The organism is Shewanella sp. S1-49-MNA-CIBAN-0167, from assembly GCF_040310145.1.
In the GTDB taxonomy this organism is placed as follows: Bacteria; Pseudomonadota; Gammaproteobacteria; order Enterobacterales; family Shewanellaceae; genus Shewanella; species Shewanella psychromarinicola.
Map to the genome: position 1 here is coordinate 53,185 of NZ_JBEOPO010000022.1, position 18,326 is coordinate 71,510.

Here is an 18,326-nt window from a genome sequence, read left to right on the forward strand (position 1 = left end):
AGGTCTAGTAAATTGAGTGACATGGCAAAAAATTTAATTCTCTGGGTTGTCATCGCTGTTGTACTGATGTCAGTGTTTCAGGGTTATTCCCCCTCTTCTTCGAATACGCAGAAGATGGATTATTCCGCCTTTTTGGACAATGTTCGAAATGGTCAAATTAACACGGTCGAAATAAAAAGCGACCAACGAACAATTGAAGGGACTAAACGTACCGGCGAAAAGTTCACCACTATTATGCCTATTGTTGACCAAGATTTAATTAATGATCTTGATCGCAAAGGTATCACCATGAAAGGCCAAGAGGCTGAAGAGTCAGGTTTTTTAACCCAAATCTTTATTTCATGGTTCCCGATGTTACTGTTGATTGGGGTTTGGATATTCTTCATGCGTCAAATGCAAGGCGGTGGTGGAAAAGGCGCAATGTCGTTTGGCAAAAGTAAAGCCAAACTGATGAGCGAAGACCAAATTAAAACCACCTTTGCTGATGTTGCTGGCTGTGATGAAGCAAAAGAAGAAGTAAAAGAACTGGTTGATTATTTACGTGACCCAACCAAGTTCCAAAAGCTAGGCGGTCGGATTCCTACTGGCGTGTTGATGGTAGGGCAACCAGGTACGGGTAAAACCTTGCTAGCTAAGGCGATTGCCGGTGAATCTAAGGTGCCATTCTTTACCATATCAGGTTCTGATTTTGTGGAAATGTTTGTTGGTGTTGGCGCATCCCGTGTGCGTGACATGTTCGAACAAGCTAAAAAATCTTCGCCTTGTATCATTTTTATCGATGAAATCGATGCTGTAGGTCGCCAACGTGGTGCTGGTGTTGGTGGTGGTCACGATGAGCGTGAGCAGACGTTAAACCAACTGCTGGTTGAGATGGATGGTTTCGAAGGTAATGAAGGTGTTATCGTTATCGCGGCAACTAACCGCCCTGATGTTCTTGATGCTGCATTGCTTCGCCCAGGTCGATTTGACCGTCAAGTGGTTGTCGGCTTGCCTGATGTGCGTGGTCGTGAACAAATCCTTAAAGTGCATATGCGTAAAGTGCCTTTGTCAGACGATGTTAAAGCAAGTGTTATTGCTCGTGGTACGCCAGGATTCTCTGGTGCAGACTTAGCCAACCTTGTTAACGAAGCTGCGTTGTTTGCTGCTCGTGGTAATCGTCGTGTTGTTGGTATGGAAGAGTTCGAGCGTGCTAAAGATAAAATCATGATGGGTGCTGAGCGCCGTTCTATGGTGATGTCTGAAGCGGACAAAGAGATGACTGCTTATCATGAAGCTGGACATGCGATTGTAGGCTGCTTAGTACCAGAGCATGATCCTGTGCATAAAGTGACTATTATTCCGCGTGGACGTGCATTAGGGGTAACTTTCTTCCTACCGGAAGCCGATGCTGTCAGCCAAAGCCGTCGCAAACTTGAATCACAGATTTCAGTTGCCTATGGTGGACGTTTAGCTGAAGAGATTATTTACGGCACTGAAAAAGTGTCTACTGGAGCGTCGCAAGATATCAAATACGCGACGTCGATTGCCCGTAACATGGTTACCCAATGGGGCTTCTCCGATAAACTGGGTCCTTTACTCTATGCAGAAGAAGAAAACGAAGTTTTCTTAGGCCGCAGTATGGGTAAATCTAAGGCTATGTCGGGTGAGACTGCGACACTAATTGATTCAGAAACTAAAGTGTTTATTGATAAAAACTATCAACGGGCACAAACGTTACTAAACGACAATTTGGATATTTTACATGCGATGAAAGATGCGCTGATGAAATATGAAACGATTGATTCGTTGCAAATTGATGATTTGATGAAGCGACGTGAAGTGCGTATGCCTGCTGAATGGCAAAAAGATGAATCATCTGACGATAAAGATAATGGCAATAGCACGCCTAAATCTGAAGTTGAAACACCTGTCGATGAGGTTAAAGCCGATACTAGTGACGCTAAAACCGACACGAGTGAAACGGATGAATCACCAGCTAAATAAATAATTTAGTGAATAAAGAAAACCCCGCAAGGGGTTTTCTTTTTTTTAACCTTATGTAGGACAATACCTGTGTTTCAATTAACTCATGCCAATAAAACCCTCGACTTATCAGCACCTGTAGTGATGGGCATTGTAAACGTGACCCCTGATTCTTTTTCTGATGGCGGCGAATATATCGGATTTGAACAAGCCTGTCGCCATGTCGACGATATGGTGGAACAAGGTGCATTAATTATTGACGTGGGTGGAGAGTCAACTCGACCTGGTGCTGCTGAAGTCACTCTTGAGCAAGAGATCGCTCGTGTTATTCCTATCATCGAATACACGGCTAAAACACACAATGTATGGATTTCAATCGATACTAGCAAACCTGAAGTGATGGAGCAGGCTGTGGATGCCGGTGCCAATATGATCAATGATGTGCGCGCATTACAAATGCCTGGTGCATTAGCCATGGCCGCTACGTTAGATGTGCCTATTTGCTTGATGCACATGCAAGGCGAGCCGCAAACCATGCAAGATGAACCTGAGTATCAGGATGTGATTGATGAGGTGGTTGCTTTTTTCGAATTGCGTATTGCTTACTGCGAAGCCGCCGGAATTGAGCGAGAACGCTTAATTCTCGATCCAGGTTTTGGCTTTGGCAAAACTTTAGCGCATAATTACCGCCTATTAGCGACATTACCAAGATTACATGAGTTTCACTTACCTTTATTGGTTGGTCTGTCGCGAAAAAGCATGATTGGTGACCTGTTAGCGCGCGATATCGATCAACGCCTTGCTGGTAGTCTTGCTGGGGCATTAATTGCTGCTCAACAAGGTGCGCATATTATACGAGTCCATGATGTTCCAGAAACTGCCGATGTACTTAAGGTGATGTCAGAAACAATGGCCAATATATAGCGACATCGGCATGATAACGTTATAAGTAACCACAGAATGGGATAATCAATGGTTATCAAACCGCTGTTTGTTCTGCTATCTGTGTTGCATTGACTGGCAATAGGCTAGCTATTGCAAGTCAATGTGTCTTGTGAGCAAAAAATGGCAAGTTTGATATTAAATTGGTGAATAGTCTTATTGAAACTTACTTACCCTATCTCTTAACGTGAGATAAGGTTAAGTAGAGTCAAATCACTTAAGTGGGGACCTGTGAAGCAAAGAAAGTTTTTTGGAACCGATGGTATTCGCGGCAGAGTAGGGGCGGGTAAAATGACCCCTGAGCTGGCATTGAAGCTCGGTTGGGCTGCAGGGCGGGTATTGTCTCGCAATGGCACCCAAAAAGTGATTATTGGTAAAGACACCCGCATTTCCGGCTACTTGTTTGAATCGGCTTTAGAGGCTGGATTGTCAGCTGCGGGACTCAACGTTTTGTTACTTGGTCCAATGCCTACCCCCGCGGTTGCTTATTTAACTCGCACATTTCGCGCGGAAGCTGGCGTGGTGATCAGTGCGTCACATAATCCATATTATGATAACGGTATCAAGTTTTTCTCAAACAATGGCAGTAAACTAGATGATGCCATTGAGCTAGAAATAGAGGCTGAACTTGAAAAGCCGTTAGTGTGTGTTGAATCTCATTTATTAGGCAAGGCTCGAAGAGTTGAAGATGCTGCAGGGCGTTATATTGAATATTGCAAAGGGAATTTTCCAGCGGATCAAACACTTGAAGGTTTGAAAATTGTTGTTGATTGTGCACATGGTGCAACCTACCACATAGCTCCTAATGTATTTCGTGAATTGGGTGCTGATGTGATTACTATTGGCGATAAGCCAAACGGCATAAACATCAATGACAAAGTCGGCGCAACCTCTATGGCTAAAATTTGTGAAACGGTATTAGCCGAAAAAGCGGATTTAGGTATCGCATTAGATGGTGATGGCGATCGCATTATGATGGTAAATAGCCGCGGTGACGTGATTGATGGTGATCAAATCTTATATATTTTAGCGGTAGATGCTCAAAAACGTGGTATTTTAAAAGGCGGTGTAGTGGGCACGTTAATGTCTAACCTAGGGTTAGATTTAGCATTACAAGCGCTTGATATTCCTTTTGTTCGCTCAAAGGTCGGTGACCGCTATGTCATGGAAATACTCAAAGAGAAACAGTGGCGTATCGGAGGTGAAAACTCTGGCCATATTCTTAATCTCGATCATGGCACCACCGGTGATGGCATTGTTGCAGGTATTCTAGTGTTAGCTGCAATGCGACGTCAAAAAGCATCACTTGAACAATTGACTGAATCAATAAAGATGTTGCCGCAGGTATTGGTAAATGTCCGTTTTGAAGGAAACTCAAACCCGCTGGATACTGATGCTGTGAGATCAGCGCAAGCTGATGTTGAGCAACAATTAGGTATTCGTGGGCGAGTATTATTGCGAAAGTCGGGAACAGAACCGTTAATCAGGGTTATGGTTGAGGGGGATGACCATCCGCAAGTGCTTGCACATGCAAACCGTATTGCTGACGCGGTAAAGGCAGCATGTTAATTATTTGAATATTCAATTTGTTGTTGCTCGCTCAAAAAGTAGCCGCTTCGACAGCTTATGTGAAATATTCCCCTTTTAGCTCTTGTAACTTGATAAGTGGTTCGCTATTATTCACGCCGCTTTCAGAGGAGACAGTGAATGGCACTCAGACGTCCTATGGTCGCTGGTAACTGGAAAATGAATGGTAATTCGGCCTTGGCCCAAGAGCTATTTAAGAAGTTTGCTACCAAGCTCCAAAATGATTCAGCTGAAGTGGTTTTATGCCCGCCTTCAATTTATCTTGAAAGTGTTCGGCAGCTGCTTGAAGCCAATAAGCAAACCTTAGACGGAGCGCTTGTTAGAATGGGCGCACAAAATCTTAGTCATCATGATTTTGGTGCTTACACCGGCGAAATATCCGGGCAGATGCTAAAAGATTCTGGATGTCGATATGTCATTATCGGCCATTCCGAACGTCGCCGTATGTACGGAGAGACGAGTAATATAGTGGCAGAGAAATTTGCCGCAGCACAAAAAAATGGTCTGACACCGATTTTATGTGTAGGTGAATCAGGACCGGCTCGTGAAGCAAGACGTACCTTTGAGGTGATTGCCGAAGAGCTTGATATAGTAATTGAAAAAAACGGTACCATGGCTTTTGATAACGCAATTATCGCCTACGAACCTTTATGGGCAGTAGGGACAGGTAAGAGCGCTACACCAGAGCAGGCACAAGAAGTACATGCGTTTATTCGCAGTCGCCTCTCTGAAGTGTCTCCTTTTATAGGAGAGAATATCAGGATTCTTTACGGTGGTAGTGTCACCCCAAGCAATGCGGCAGATATATTTGCCCAGCCTGATGTTGATGGTGGTCTGATTGGCGGTGCAAGTTTGAACTCAAGTGAGTTTTTAAGTTTATGTACCATAGCGATGAGCGCATAATTATATGTACGAAGTTCTTATAGTTGTATACTTGGTGGTAGCGTTAGGTCTTATCGGCTTAATTTTAATCCAACAAGGAAAGGGTGCCGATATGGGTGCATCTTTCGGAGCCGGTGCTTCAGGCACATTATTTGGCTCAAGTGGCTCAGGTAACTTCCTGACCCGCAGTACTGCAGTATTAGCCATTGGTTTCTTTGCATTGAGTTTAGTGATTGGTAATTTAAGTGCTAATCACACTCAAGAAAATGATCAGTGGCAAGATTTAGGTCCAGCAGCAGAGCAAATCATTGATGATGCGCCTGTGCAAACCGAACAGTCAGAAACGAAAATTCCTGACTAGTATACCAGGTGTCGCCGAGGTGGTGGAATTGGTAGACGCGCAGCCTTGAGGTGGCTGTGTCTTAACGGACGTGCGGGTTCAAGTCCCGCTCTCGGCACCAAATTTAAACTAACAAATCATGGATAGCGTTTGATTAGTTATTGCAAGATATAGAGTAAATCAATATACTTGCATGAGTTGACGCGGGGTGGAGCAGTTGGTAGCTCGTCGGGCTCATAACCCGAAGGTCGTCGGTTCAAATCCGGCCCCCGCAACCAGCTCCTTGTGATTTAACTTCTAGAGAAGATAAATTACAATTTACAGGTTTTATAATAAAATGACCTCGTGATTACGGGGTTTTTTGTTATATAGACTTTTAAATGTCCGTGTTTTATACGGATTGCAATGGGGGCTACTAGCCCTTTTTCTGTTTTTTTGGGGGTCATTTTTGGCAACAATAGAATCCAAGCTAGTTGAAATGTTAACAGTACCTGTTGAAGCGTTAGGCTTTAAACTATGGGGCATTGAGTATATTCAAGCTGGTCGTCATTCAATATTACGTGTTTTTATTGAGCACGAGAATGGCATCAATATTGAAGATTGTGCAGAAGCCAGTCGTCAAGTTAGCGCAGTTATGGATGTTGAAGACCCTATTTCTACAGAATATACATTAGAAGTCTCTTCACCTGGCGTAGATAGACCCTTATTTACCGCTGAGCAATATGTGGCCTATGTAGGTGAAGATGCAAAAGTACAATTGACTATGCCTGTTGCCGGTAGTCGTAATTTAAAAGGCGTCATCAATAGCGTTGATGGGCAAATGCTCACCATCACCGTTGATGGTAAAGACTTGATTGTTGCTTTGGATAATATCCGTAAAGGCAGCATTATCGCTAAGTTTTGATAGTTTCAGGTGAAGAACGAGGCAAGACCAAATGAATAAAGAGATCCTGCTAGTCGCAGAAGCGGTTTCCAATGAGAAAGGCCTTCCGCGCGAGAAAATTTTCGAAGCGCTAGAAATTGCACTGGCTACCGCAACAAAGAAAAAATACGAAGGCGATATTGAAGTTCGTGTAGCCATTGATCGTAAAACAGGCCATTACGACACCTTCCGTCGTTGGTTGGTTGTTGATGATCAAGGTCAAGTTCTGGAAAATCCATACAGCGAAATTACGTTTGAAGCCGCTCGTTATGAAGAACCAGAGATTCAAGTGGGTGAGTTTATCGAAGATCAAATTGACTCAGTTGCATTTGACCGCATCGCCACTCAAACCGCTAAACAAGTTATCGTGCAAAAAGTACGTGAAGCTGAACGTGCACAAATTGTTGAACAATTTATTGAGCGTGAAGGTGAAATTGTTACCGGCGTGGTGAAGAAAAGTACACGAGAAAGTGTGGTTGTCGATTTAGGTAACAATGCCGATGGTGTGTTATTTAAAGAAGATTTAATCAGCCGTGAATCTTTCCGTCCTGGTGACCGTGTACGTGCATTATTGTACTCAGTACGTCCAGAGGCTCGTGGCGCGCAGTTGTTTTTAACTCGCAGTAAGCCTGAAATGTTAATTGAGCTATTTCGGGTTGAAGTGCCAGAGATTTATGACGAGTTGATCGAAGTCATGGGTGCTGCTCGTGATCCAGGTGCTCGTGCTAAAATCGCGGTTAAATCAAATGACCGTCGCATTGACCCTATAGGTGCTTGTGTTGGTATGCGTGGTGCACGTGTGCAAGCCGTATCAAACGAATTAGGCGGCGAGCGAGTGGATATTGTGATGTGGGATGATAATCCGGCACAATATGTGATCAATGCCATGGCGCCAGCTGATGTAGCATCTATCATTGTGGATGAAGATAACCATTCGATGGATATCGCTGTAGAAGCTGACAGTTTGGCACAGGCTATTGGCCGTAATGGTCAAAACGTACGTTTAGCGACTCAACTTACTGGTTGGGAACTAAACGTAATGACCGTTGAAGACCTGAACAAAAAACACCAAGCCGAAAGTGCGAAAGTGATTGACTTGTTTGTGGATTATCTGGATGTAGATAAAGATTTTGCAGCCGTTTTGGCTGATGAGGGATTCACTTCGTTAGAAGAAGTTGCTTATGTTCCAGAATCTGAACTATTAGCAATAGAAGGTTTCGACGAAGGAATCGTTGAAGCATTACGTGAACGTGCAAAGGCGGCAATCTCGACAAGAGCATTAGCGTCTGAAGAAGCGTTAGATGGTGCAGAGCCAAGTGATGACTTACTAGCATTGGAAGGATTAGAAAGACATTTAGCTTACGTTCTTGCGAGCAAAGGTGTAGTGACTTTAGAAAACTTGGCCGAGCAAGGTATTGACGATTTAATTGATATTGAAGAATTAACAGAAGAAAAAGCAGGTGAGCTCATCATGGCTGCCCGCAATATCTGTTGGTTTGGCGAAGAAGCATAAGTCGATCAACAGGGGGATTTAATTGATGGCAGATACAAGCGTAGAAAAATTAGCAGTGGAAGTGGGAAAATCGGTCGATCGATTAATCGAGCAATTCTCACAAGCTGGTATAAGTAAAAAACAACTCGATACTGTTTCAGAAAACGAGAAGCAGAAGCTTCTTGATTATCTAAAAAAACAGCATGGTGCAGATTCAGTTCCGACTAAAATGACATTGCAGCGTAAAACATTGTCTACCTTAAGTGTTGCAAGCACTGGCGGTCAGTCAAAAGACGTGAAAGTAGAAGTGCGCAAGAAACGTACTTTTGTTAAACGTGAAGATGCAGAATTAGCAAAACAAGCTGAATTAGAAGCTCAAGCAAAAGCCAAAGCAGAAGCTGAAGCCCAAGCAAAAGCCGAAGCTGAAGCAAAAGTAGCGGCAGAAGCGAAAGCTAATGCAGAAGCGAAGAAAAAAGCGGAAGCAGAAGCCAAATTGAAATCAGAAAAAGTAAAATCTGAACCTAAAGTAACTAAAGTTGCTGACCCAGAAACTGCAGCAGCAAAAGTTGAAGCGGATCGTTTAAAAGCGACTCAAGACGCTGTGCTTACTCAAAAGCAAAAAGATGAAGCCGCGAAAGCTGCTGAAACAGCACGTCAACTTGCTGAAGTAAATTCAAAGCGTTGGGCTGAAGAAGAACGTCAACGTTTAGATGCTGAAAAGAACGGTGATCATCACATCACAACATCTCAAGTTGCTCGTGCAGCAGAAGACAGTTCAGATGCTGATGATGAAAAACGTGGTCGTCGTGCTCGCAATAAAAGCGCCAATAAAAAACGTGGCGGAAAAGATGCGCGTGGCGGACGCGAAAAACACATGCGTAATCGCAGTACTGCACCAGAATCTATGGCACACGGTTTTAATAAACCCGCTGCAGCTGTAAGTCGTGACGTGCGTATTGGTGAAACCGTAACCGTATCCGAATTAGCTCACTTAATGGCAATTAAAGCCACAGTGATCATCAAGCAAATGATGAAAATGGGTACAATGGTAACGATTAACCAAGTACTTGACCAAGAAACTGCCCAAATGATTGCAGAAGAATTAGGTCATAAAGTGGTTCTTATTCGTGAAAATGAACTTGAACATCAAGTTATGCAAGATCGCGATGACAATATCCAGCTAGAATCACGTGCGCCAGTTGTTACTATCATGGGTCACGTTGACCACGGTAAAACGTCGTTACTGGATTATATCCGTCGTGCGAAAGTGGCGGCTGGCGAAGCCGGTGGTATTACCCAGCATATTGGTGCATACCACGTTCAAACTGAAAACGGCATGATCACCTTCCTTGATACTCCTGGTCACGCGGCGTTTACGTCAATGCGTGCTCGTGGTGCTAAGGCGACCGATATTGTTATTTTGGTTGTTGCTGCCGATGATGGCGTAATGCCACAAACGATTGAAGCGATTCAACATGCTAAAGCGGGTAATGTACCGTTAATCGTTGCTGTTAACAAAATGGATAAGCCAGATGCTGATCCTGATCGTGTTAAGAGTGAATTGTCTCAACATGGCATCATGTCAGACGATTGGGGCGGAGATAACATGTTCGTTCATGTATCAGCTAAAACTGGTATGGGCGTTGACGAATTGTTAGAAGGTATTTTACTTCAATCTGAAGTATTAGAACTTAAATCGGTCCGTGATGGAATGGCGGCGGGTGTGGTTATCGAATCGCAACTTGATAAAGGTCGTGGCCCAGTGGCAACTATCTTGGTTCAAGAAGGTACGTTGCGCCAAGGTGATATCGTTTTATGTGGTTTAGAGTACGGTAAAATCCGTGCGATGAAAGACGAAAACGGTCATGCTATCACTGAAGCGGGTCCATCTATTCCAGTAGAGATCTTAGGTCTTTCTGGTGTGCCGTCAGCGGGTGATGAAGCGACAGTAGTACGTGATGAACGTAAAGCTCGCGAAGTTTCGTTGTATCGTCAAGGTAAATTCCGTGACATTAAGTTAGCGCGTCAGCAGAAGTCTAAGCTAGAAAACATGTTTGCCAACATGGAAGAAGGCGAAGTACAAGAACTGAATATCGTACTTAAAGCGGATGTTCAAGGTTCTCTTGAAGCTATTTGTGAATCTTTAGCTAAACTGTCTACTGATGAAGTTAAAGTGAACATTATTGCTCGAGGTGTCGGTGCATTAACTGAAACCGACGCAACATTAGCAGCCGCTTCAAATGCGATTCTTGTTGGTTTCAACGTACGTGCAGATGCACAGGCTCGTAAGACCATTGAATCAGAAAGTGTTGATTTACGTTATTACAGCATCATCTACAACTTAATTGATGAAGTTCGAGCTGCAATGACAGGTATGTTAATACCTGAGTTCAGACAAGAAATTATCGGCCTTGCTCAAGTTCGTGAAGTCTTTAAGTCTCCTAAAATTGGCGCTATCGCTGGTTGTATGGTTACTGAAGGTATCGTTAAACGTAGCGCACCAATTCGTGTATTACGTGAAAACGTGGTTATCTTCGAAGGTGAACTTGAATCATTACGCCGCTTTAAAGACGATACTCCAGACGTCCGTAATGGCATGGAATGTGGTATCGGTGTCAAGAACTACAACGACGTCCGAGTGGGCGATCAAATTGAAGTTTTTGAAACAGTCGAAATTGCTCGCACCTTATAAGAACCAATGGAAGGGCGGCTTTAGCCGCCCTTTTTGATTGTAGACCTAACGATATGGCATATCATCATGGCAAAAGAATTTAGTCGTACACGCCGTATTGCACAACAACTCCAGCAAGAACTTGCAATGGTGTTGCAACGCGATATGAAAGATCCTCGCATTGGTTTTGTCACAGTAAACGACGTCGACGTCTCTCGTGATTTGAGTTATGCAAAAGTGTTTGTGACCTTCTATGAAGAAGACACTGAACTTGTCCAACAAAAAATTGATGCACTTACTGCTGCTGCACCTTATGTCCGTACTTTAGTTGCTGGGCGCATGAAATTACGCGTCATGCCTGAATTACGTTTTATCTATGATAGCTCACTGGTTGAAGGCATGCGTATGTCTAACCTAGTGACGCAAGTGATCAACAAAGATAAAGCCAAGCAGCAACAGTCTACTCCAGAAGCCTACGATGGCAGCGAGTCTGTTGACGGTGACACGCAGCAACATTCTATTCCAGAAGCCTACGATAGCAGCGAGTCGGTTGACGGTGAAACGCAGCAACAGTCTACTCCAGAAGCCTCTGAGAACAGCGAGTCTGTTGACGGTGACAAGGAGCAAGATTAATGGCTCGTCGCCCTAAAGGTCGCTTCATCGACGGAATCGTATTACTCGATAAAGATACTGGCATGAGTTCTAACTTTGCCCTGCAAAGAGTTAAGCGTCTTTTTAATGCCAATAAAGCGGGTCATACAGGTGCTTTAGACCCGTTAGCAACGGGTATGTTGCCTATTTGTCTTGGAGAAGCGACGAAGTTCTCTCAGCATTTATTAGAAGCGGATAAACGCTATCTCGTGACGGCTAAATTGGGTGAACGTACTGATACTAGTGACTCAGATGGGGAAGTCGTACAAACGCGCCCTATTAACATTACCCAAGAATTACTTGATGAGAAGCTTGCGTTTTTCCGAGGAACGACTCAACAAATACCGTCAATGTATTCGGCATTAAAATACCAAGGTCAACCTTTGTATAAATATGCCCGTGAGGGAATTGAAATCCCACGTGAGTCGCGGCCTATCACCGTATTTGAGTTAAACTTTATTAAGCTTGAAAGTGATGAATTAACGCTAGATATTCATTGTTCTAAAGGGACTTACATACGGACCATTATTGATGATCTAGGTGAAATGCTTGGATGTGGAGCACATGTTATTATGTTGCGTCGTACTCAAGTTGCCGAATACCCGTATGAAAAAATGGTTACCTTAGCACAATTAGAAGCGTTACTTGAGCAAGCTCATAGGCAAGATGTAGCGCCTAAGACCTTGATGGATCCGTTATTACTGCCAATGGATACCGCAGTGGCTAATTTCGCTGAAATTAATTTGCCACAAGCGATGCTGTATTACGTTATGCAAGGACAAGCGATTCAAGCTGCGGGTCTTAAACCTAATGAATTGGTTCGTATCACTATTGGCGATGAACGTCGGTTTGTTGGTATTGGTACCATGAATGATGATGGTTTATTAGCACCAAAACGCTTGATTGTGATACACGACAATGATCCAACAGAGTAGTCAGTTGGCTTTAAAGTCTGCTTTACAAATAAATAATTGAATTTATATTGCGGTTAACCATCAATCTGGTTAAAATACTGCGCTCGCTCTGGCTGAGTTAGTGATCGGCTAGAGATACATTTACTTTTTTTGGAGATACACATGTCACTAAGTGCTGAAGCAAAAGCAAAAATTTTAGCTGATTTTGGTCGCGGCGAAAACGATTCAGGTTCAACTGAAGTTCAAGTAGCTTTGTTAACTGCTCAAATTAACCACCTTCAAGGTCACTTTAAAGAGCACATCCATGATCACCACTCTCGTCGTGGTTTATTACGCATGGTTAATGCACGCCGTAAGCTTTCTGCTTACTTAAAGCGTACTGACGTAGCTCGTTACACTGCTATGATCAAGAAGTTAGGTTTACGTCGTTAATTCGATGTCCTGTTTACGTTTGTAAGTAGATTAAACCGTAAAAAAGGAGGCTTTGGCCTCCTTTTTTATTAGTTAAAAAAGCTTATCGCTTTGTTAAACCCCTCTAATAATCATTTTTCAGTCGTTTTTGCACTCATCGATACTTTGGTTTTTCTAATCTGTATTAATACAGTTCCCATAGATAGGGCCCAACACTTGCTCAGTAATCACTAAGGTTTGGATGTACAAATTGTGGTTGTTTCCTATAGATGTATTTCGTAAAGCATTACCAGCGTAGAACCCGATTTTACAGGGTATTGACTCGGTTTAATGCTGCCTTGTATTAGATTGCAAAGTGTCAGGCACTGTACGTTAACCTCTAGAACAGGATAATAAAAGGTAACCAAACTGTGCTTTGTGCCGCTATATAGGTTACATTGAATGGCAATAGACCCGCGATTAACCCAGCTATTACCACGTGAAGTCGCTTTGTTCGCAACACAAATGACCAGTTTGATATGAGACAGGTGAAATATTCAGACTTTAACCTATGTAACACATTTATTTATCCCTCCCGCTAATAACTCTGTGATTAACCTAAATTGATTAACCTAAGTTGGAGGTAAGTTAAGCTATTATCAATAATAAATGACATTAATGGATATTAGGCCAGTGTATAGTGACTCACATTTTGCCTTCAAATACTTATCTTATTAGTGTCGTGGTGATCCTCCAGACTAGGTTACCCTAATCGCAACGGCTGTTAATCTCGATGTTTTATTACAATATAATTATATAAAAACAGCTTGCCCAAGCTGATGAGAGAGCAAATACAAAAATGAGTTTGTAGAGTATGGATATGAAAATAGCTATAGTTGGGACGTATTCAGTGTAACTGCAGTGATTTAAATTGAGGTCAATCTCGAAGCTGTCTTAAGGCCAATCATTGTTAACTGTATCGTGACAATTAACAGTGATTACATCAGATTACTGTGGCTGATAAATTGCGTTTAAACATGCAATATTTTTGCGGTATTGCAGGCAATATATTTTTCTTCAAACTCAGCTAATGGCAGCGGCTGGCTGAAGTAAAAACCTTGGCCAATTTCACATTGATTGTCTTTGAGCCATTCAAGTTGTTGGATATTTTCAATACCTTCAGCAACAATGGTCAAATCAAGTTGACGGCCAAGCATTAAAATAGTCGACGCAATTGCGCTATCTTGTGGAAGATCACTCACAAATGCACGATCAATTTTCATTGTGGTAATCGGTAAGTGGCGCAAATATGACAATGAAGAATATCCGGTACCAAAGTCATCGACCGCAATGCCAAAGCCAGCTGATTTCAGCTGTGCTAACTTGGTAATAGCTTGCTCAACATCATTCATGAGTGACGTTTCTGTAATTTCTATTTCAAGCAATTCTGGACGTATTTGATAACGTATTGCCAATTGCTTAATATCAGGCACTAAACTAGCATCTGCAAATTGTTGTGATGCCACATTCACTGCAATGGGGATTTCATAATTGAATTTACGTTGCCAATCTCTAATGACTTTACAGCTTTGCTCTATGACCCATCGTCCGATAGGGATGATAATACCGGTTTCTTCCGCAACAGGGATAAACGACATCGGGCTGATTAAACGACCGTCTTTTTGCCAGCGAATAAGGGCTTCACATCCCACTACTTTATTGGTTTTTAGATCAAATTTAGGCTGAAAATACAATAAGAATTCGTTGTTTTTTAATGCATCGTGTAACGACGCTTCTGTGCGCAATCTCACCGCAGCGCGATCGGTCATTTGTTGCTTAAAGAAGGACCACTGATTCGATCCAGCCGCTTTAGCGCTGTACATTGCTATATCGGCATGACGAATTAAATCCTCTGCAGTGGTACCATCTTCAGGATATATCGATATGCCGATAGAAGCCGCTGGATGAATTGCATGTTCATTAAGTTGAATTGGAGTATTTAATTGAATAAGTAACTTATCAACAAAATCAGCTGCTTGTGAAGGGGTTTGGATTTCATCTGCTAAAATCACAAATTCATCACCGCCTAAACGAGCCACGCTGCCTCTATCACCAACCACTCTTTCTAGAATACGTGCAATACGGGCGAGGAATTGATCACCGATTGCATGGCCTAATGAATCATTTACATTTTTAAATCGATCTAAGTCAATAAAGAGTAACGCAAAATTGCGTTTATGAACGCGTGAACGCTGAATGGTGACATTCAATGTTTCTAATAATAATGTCCGGTTTGGTAACCCTGTGAGTGGATCTCGCGTAGCCATTTTGCGCAGCTTATTCTGAGTTTGGCTGAACTGTAATAAAATTTGATTAAATTTACTGGTCACTAGCCCTAATTCATCATCTTTATGGGCTTTTGACATGGGCAATAAGTTTTCATCGGGATAGTCAGGATCAATTTTATCGATGGCTTCACTAATGCGAGCGATGGGTTGAGTGAGAAAACGATGAAACACCACGGTTAATACCAGTGTGAGCAATAATGCGCGAGCCAAAGTTGCAATTAACCCTAGTTGTAACTGATTAAATAGTTTAGCGGTGAGTTTTTGTGTGTCGTAAAAAATTGTCAGCGTGCCAATCAGCTGCTGTTGTTTATTGTCTTCAAAATAGAATGGTCGATATAGCGGACGGGAGATCTCTTTTAGATCACCAAATAGACGATTACTTAACGAAATGTAGCTATTTGGGAACGCAGCGTATTGATTTGCCTCCGACACAAATAATGACCCATCATCAAGTTCAATCACCGCAGAACCAACATTATCTACTTTGATAATGCCTTCAAGTGTTTGGCTGGCAAGTTTATCATCTAAAGACCATACCGAATTGGTGGTAATTTGTTCGACAGAATTGAGCAGTTCTTGTTGTTCAGCAGTAAGTTGTTGTTTCGTCGTAATGACAACTAATGCAATTTCGACAATAAAGATGGCAATTGCAAAAAACAAAGCAGTAAAAACCACTAAATTAGTTTGTTTCCATGTAAGAGACTTAAAACGGGCCGTCATATATTATTCCATGTCATATAAGTGACTATTTCTAAATTAATTTTGTAGCTCAAAATGCTAAAATCAAAAAAGATTTATATTCAATAAAAAATCAATCGCATCGTGGCTAATGAATAGCTTAACCCCATACAAAAATTAACATTATCAACTAAGACTTTAGTCAAATTCATCTGTCTTGTCATCAATAATCCAACCAAATATCGAACATCAGGCCACTTAGTAGAGATAATCTTAGCTTTATAGCATCTAAATCATTTTTTAATTCAATGATCTCACGTAGGAAAATGATTATTTTAACGATTTTTACGTTCTGTAACTCGCGTCTATTTAACTATTCAACCTAATTGAAGTATACTTGTGCGCGTAATTAAAGGTCATTAAATTAAGGAATGGGTCACGTGAATCCAATTGTAAAGAGTTTTGAGTATGGTCAACATACCGTCACCTTAGAAACAGGTGTTATGGCACGTCAAGCAGATGCTGCAGTTTTAGCAAGCATGGGCGATACCACAGTATTAGTTACTGTCGTTGGTAAAAAAATTGCGGACTTAAGCCGTAGCTTTTTCCCGCTAACGGTTAACTATCAAGAAAAAACCTATGCTGCAGGTAAAATTCCTGGCGGTTTCTTTAAGCGTGAAGGTCGTCCTTCAGAAGATGAAACTCTGATTGCACGTCTCATTGACCGTCCTATTCGTCCTTTATTTCCTAACGGTTTTAAAAACGAAGTTCAAGTTATCATTACTGTGGTATCGGTTGATCCACAAATCGAGCCAGATATTATTTCGATGATTGGTACCTCAGCCGCGTTAGCTATTTCTGGTATTCCTTTCAGTGGCCCAATAGGTGCTGCGCGTGTTGGTTATGTCGACGGCGAATATGTACTTAACCCATCGGTTGATCTGCTTGCAACAAGCTCGCTTAACTTAGTGGTTTCCGGTACTAAAGCCGCGGTACTTATGGTTGAATCTGAAGCAAAAGCGCTTGCAGAAGAAATCATGCTAGGTGCGGTAACTTACGGTCATGATCAACAGCAAGTTGTTGTTGATGCTATCAGCGAATTCAAAGCTGAAGCGGGTAAGCCAACATGGGATTGGACTGCACCCGTTCAAGATCAAGATTTAGTCGCTAAAATCAAAGAGCTTGCAGAAGCTGGCATGACAGACGCTTACCAAATTGAAGTCAAGCAAGACCGTTATATACAAGTCGGTATTGTTAAAGCGGCTGCGAAAGCGGCGTTAGTTGCAGAGAATCCAGAGGTAGATTGTCGTGAAGTCGACACCCTACTTGGTAGCTTAGAGAAAAGTGTGGTCCGCGGACGTATTATTAGTGGTAAGCCACGTATCGATGGTCGCGAACCAGACATGATCCGCGCATTAAGTGTGTTAGCGGGTGTACTTCCACGTACTCACGGTAGCTCATTGTTTACTCGTGGTGAAACACAAGCACTAGTCACTTGTACTTTGGGTACTGAACGTGATGCTCAGAAGATTGATAGCATCATGGGCGAACGTACTAATCGCTTTATGCTTCATTATAACTTCCCTCCGTATTGTGTTGGTGAAACCGGTATGGTTGGTTCACCTAAGCGTCGTGAAATTGGTCATGGTAAGTTAGCATGGCGTGGTATGAATGCAGTGATGCCTTCTGCTGAAGAATTCCCATACAGCATTCGTGTTGTATCTGAAATCACTGAATCTAACGGTTCAAGCTCAATGGCTTCAGTATGTGGTACTTCATTAGCATTAATGGATGCGGGTGTACCAATCAAAAGTTCTGTTGCTGGTATTGCAATGGGTCTCGTTAAAGAAGGCGACGATTTCGTTGTACTTTCTGACATCTTAGGTGATGAAGATCACTTAGGTGACATGGACTTTAAAGTAGCCGGTACTCGTGATGGTATCACTGCATTGCAGATGGATATCAAAATCGAAGGTATCACCAAAGAAATCATGGATATCGCACTACAACAGGCTTATGGCGCACGCGTTCATATCCTAAACGTGATGGACCAAGCCATTGGTTCTCCTCGTGATGATATCTCTGCCCATGCTCCTCGTATCACCACTATCAAGATCAACCCAGAGAAGATCCGTGATGTAATTGGTAAAGGCGGCGCGGTAATTCGTGCGCTAACCGAAGAAACGGGTACTACGATTGAGCTTGATGACAATGGTACTGTGAAAATAGCATCATCGAATGGCGAAGCAACGAAAGAAGCTATCCGTCGTATCGAAGAAATCACTGCTGAAGTTGAAGTGGGTCGCATCTACAACGGTAAAGTAATCCGTATTGTTGATTTCGGTGCATTTGTAAACATTCTTCCAGGTAAAGATGGTTTAGTACACATCTCTCAAATCAGTGATGAGCGCGTCGCAAATGTATCTGATCATTTAGAAATGAACCAAGAAGTTGCTGTAAAAGTAATGGAAGTGGATCGTCAAGGTCGTGTCAGACTGTCAATTAAAGAAGCTCAAGCGAAAGAAACTGCTGAGTAATCTAATTTAA

Annotated in this window: 12 protein-coding genes, 2 tRNA genes and 1 pseudogene; 14 read left to right on the plus strand and 1 reads right to left on the minus strand. The window is 42.4% G+C overall.

The genetic code is table 11. From position 1 onward, the window contains the following. Nucleotides 1-12 precede the first annotated feature (12 nt). The 13 genes and pseudogenes from ftsH to rpsO all read left to right on the plus strand — a co-directional run bounded on the left by ftsH (nucleotide 13) and on the right by rpsO (nucleotide 12,795). On the plus strand, nucleotides 13-1,983 hold the full coding sequence (gene ftsH, locus AAEZ00_RS11915; RefSeq protein WP_101032522.1) for an ATP-dependent zinc metalloprotease FtsH: 1,971 nt from the start codon (nucleotides 13-15) through the stop codon (nucleotides 1,981-1,983). 123 nt (nucleotides 1,984-2,106) lie between these two features. Further along, entirely contained in the window at nucleotides 2,107-2,886 is a 780-nt protein-coding gene (gene folP / locus AAEZ00_RS11920) for a dihydropteroate synthase (protein ID WP_283107413.1), read from the plus strand. Nucleotides 2,887-3,135: 249 nt separating this feature from the next. Then, the gene (gene glmM / locus AAEZ00_RS11925; RefSeq protein WP_124012078.1) at nucleotides 3,136-4,473 is read left to right on the plus strand and encodes a phosphoglucosamine mutase; all 1,338 of its coding nucleotides are present in this window, start codon (nucleotides 3,136-3,138) and stop codon (nucleotides 4,471-4,473) included. A gap of 138 nt (nucleotides 4,474-4,611) precedes the next feature. Then, nucleotides 4,612-5,394, plus strand: coding sequence for a triose-phosphate isomerase (gene tpiA, locus AAEZ00_RS11930; protein WP_101032519.1), 783 nt, complete (start codon nucleotides 4,612-4,614; stop codon nucleotides 5,392-5,394). A gap of 4 nt (nucleotides 5,395-5,398) precedes the next feature. Continuing rightward, the gene (gene secG / locus AAEZ00_RS11935) at nucleotides 5,399-5,734 is read left to right on the plus strand and encodes a preprotein translocase subunit SecG (RefSeq protein WP_101032518.1); all 336 of its coding nucleotides are present in this window, start codon (nucleotides 5,399-5,401) and stop codon (nucleotides 5,732-5,734) included. 13 nt (nucleotides 5,735-5,747) lie between these two features. Continuing rightward, nucleotides 5,748-5,834: transfer RNA gene (locus AAEZ00_RS11940), tRNA-Leu, on the plus strand. A gap of 81 nt (nucleotides 5,835-5,915) precedes the next feature. Next, a tRNA-Met gene (locus AAEZ00_RS11945) sits at nucleotides 5,916-5,991 on the plus strand. Nucleotides 5,992-6,161: 170 nt separating this feature from the next. Beyond that, nucleotides 6,162-6,617, plus strand: coding sequence for a ribosome maturation factor RimP (gene rimP / locus AAEZ00_RS11950; protein WP_124012077.1), 456 nt, complete (start codon nucleotides 6,162-6,164; stop codon nucleotides 6,615-6,617). A 31-nt stretch (nucleotides 6,618-6,648) separates the two neighbouring features. Continuing rightward, nucleotides 6,649-8,148, plus strand: coding sequence for a transcription termination factor NusA (gene nusA, locus AAEZ00_RS11955; protein WP_101032516.1), 1,500 nt, complete (start codon nucleotides 6,649-6,651; stop codon nucleotides 8,146-8,148). Nucleotides 8,149-8,173: 25 nt separating this feature from the next. Then, nucleotides 8,174-10,819, plus strand: coding sequence for a translation initiation factor IF-2 (gene infB, locus AAEZ00_RS11960; RefSeq protein WP_351077028.1), 2,646 nt, complete (start codon nucleotides 8,174-8,176; stop codon nucleotides 10,817-10,819). Nucleotides 10,820-10,885: 66 nt separating this feature from the next. Next, nucleotides 10,886-11,311 (plus strand): annotated as a pseudogene (gene rbfA / locus AAEZ00_RS11965) (30S ribosome-binding factor RbfA); the annotation flags it as partial. A 119-nt stretch (nucleotides 11,312-11,430) separates the two neighbouring features. Continuing rightward, complete coding sequence (truB, locus tag AAEZ00_RS11970) at nucleotides 11,431-12,384, plus strand: tRNA pseudouridine(55) synthase TruB (RefSeq protein WP_124012075.1); 954 nt, start codon at nucleotides 11,431-11,433, stop codon at nucleotides 12,382-12,384. Between the two features lie 141 nt (nucleotides 12,385-12,525). Continuing rightward, nucleotides 12,526-12,795, plus strand: coding sequence for a 30S ribosomal protein S15 (gene rpsO, locus AAEZ00_RS11975; protein WP_101032513.1), 270 nt, complete (start codon nucleotides 12,526-12,528; stop codon nucleotides 12,793-12,795). A gap of 989 nt (nucleotides 12,796-13,784) precedes the next feature. On the opposite strand, the gene AAEZ00_RS11980 is transcribed toward rpsO, so the two are convergent. Next, nucleotides 13,785-15,821, minus strand: a complete 2,037-nt coding sequence (locus AAEZ00_RS11980; protein WP_124012074.1) for a putative bifunctional diguanylate cyclase/phosphodiesterase — start codon at nucleotides 15,819-15,821, stop codon at nucleotides 13,785-13,787. Between the two features lie 398 nt (nucleotides 15,822-16,219). Here AAEZ00_RS11980 and pnp point away from each other — a divergent pair, with 398 nt between their 5' ends. After that, nucleotides 16,220-18,316: a polyribonucleotide nucleotidyltransferase gene (gene pnp / locus AAEZ00_RS11985; RefSeq protein WP_124012073.1), complete on the plus strand. Its 2,097-nt coding sequence runs from the start codon at nucleotides 16,220-16,222 to the stop codon at nucleotides 18,314-18,316. Nucleotides 18,317-18,326 lie beyond the last annotated feature (10 nt).

What these genes read in the sequence shown, in the direction of transcription:
- folP (WP_283107413.1), top strand. Translation starts at nt 2,107, where the DNA reads ATGGGCATTGTAAACGTGACCCCTGATTCTTTTTCTGATGGCGGCGAA.
- tpiA (WP_101032519.1), top strand. Translation starts at nt 4,612, where the DNA reads ATGGCACTCAGACGTCCTATGGTCGCTGGTAACTGGAAAATGAATGGT.
- secG (WP_101032518.1), top strand. Translation starts at nt 5,399, where the DNA reads ATGTACGAAGTTCTTATAGTTGTATACTTGGTGGTAGCGTTAGGTCTT.
- nusA (WP_101032516.1), top strand. Translation starts at nt 6,649, where the DNA reads ATGAATAAAGAGATCCTGCTAGTCGCAGAAGCGGTTTCCAATGAGAAA.
- infB (WP_351077028.1), top strand. Translation starts at nt 8,174, where the DNA reads ATGGCAGATACAAGCGTAGAAAAATTAGCAGTGGAAGTGGGAAAATCG.
- truB (WP_124012075.1), top strand. Translation starts at nt 11,431, where the DNA reads ATGGCTCGTCGCCCTAAAGGTCGCTTCATCGACGGAATCGTATTACTC.
- rpsO (WP_101032513.1), top strand. Translation starts at nt 12,526, where the DNA reads ATGTCACTAAGTGCTGAAGCAAAAGCAAAAATTTTAGCTGATTTTGGT.
- AAEZ00_RS11980 (WP_124012074.1), bottom strand. Translation starts at nt 15,821, where the DNA reads ATGACGGCCCGTTTTAAGTCTCTTACATGGAAACAAACTAATTTAGTG.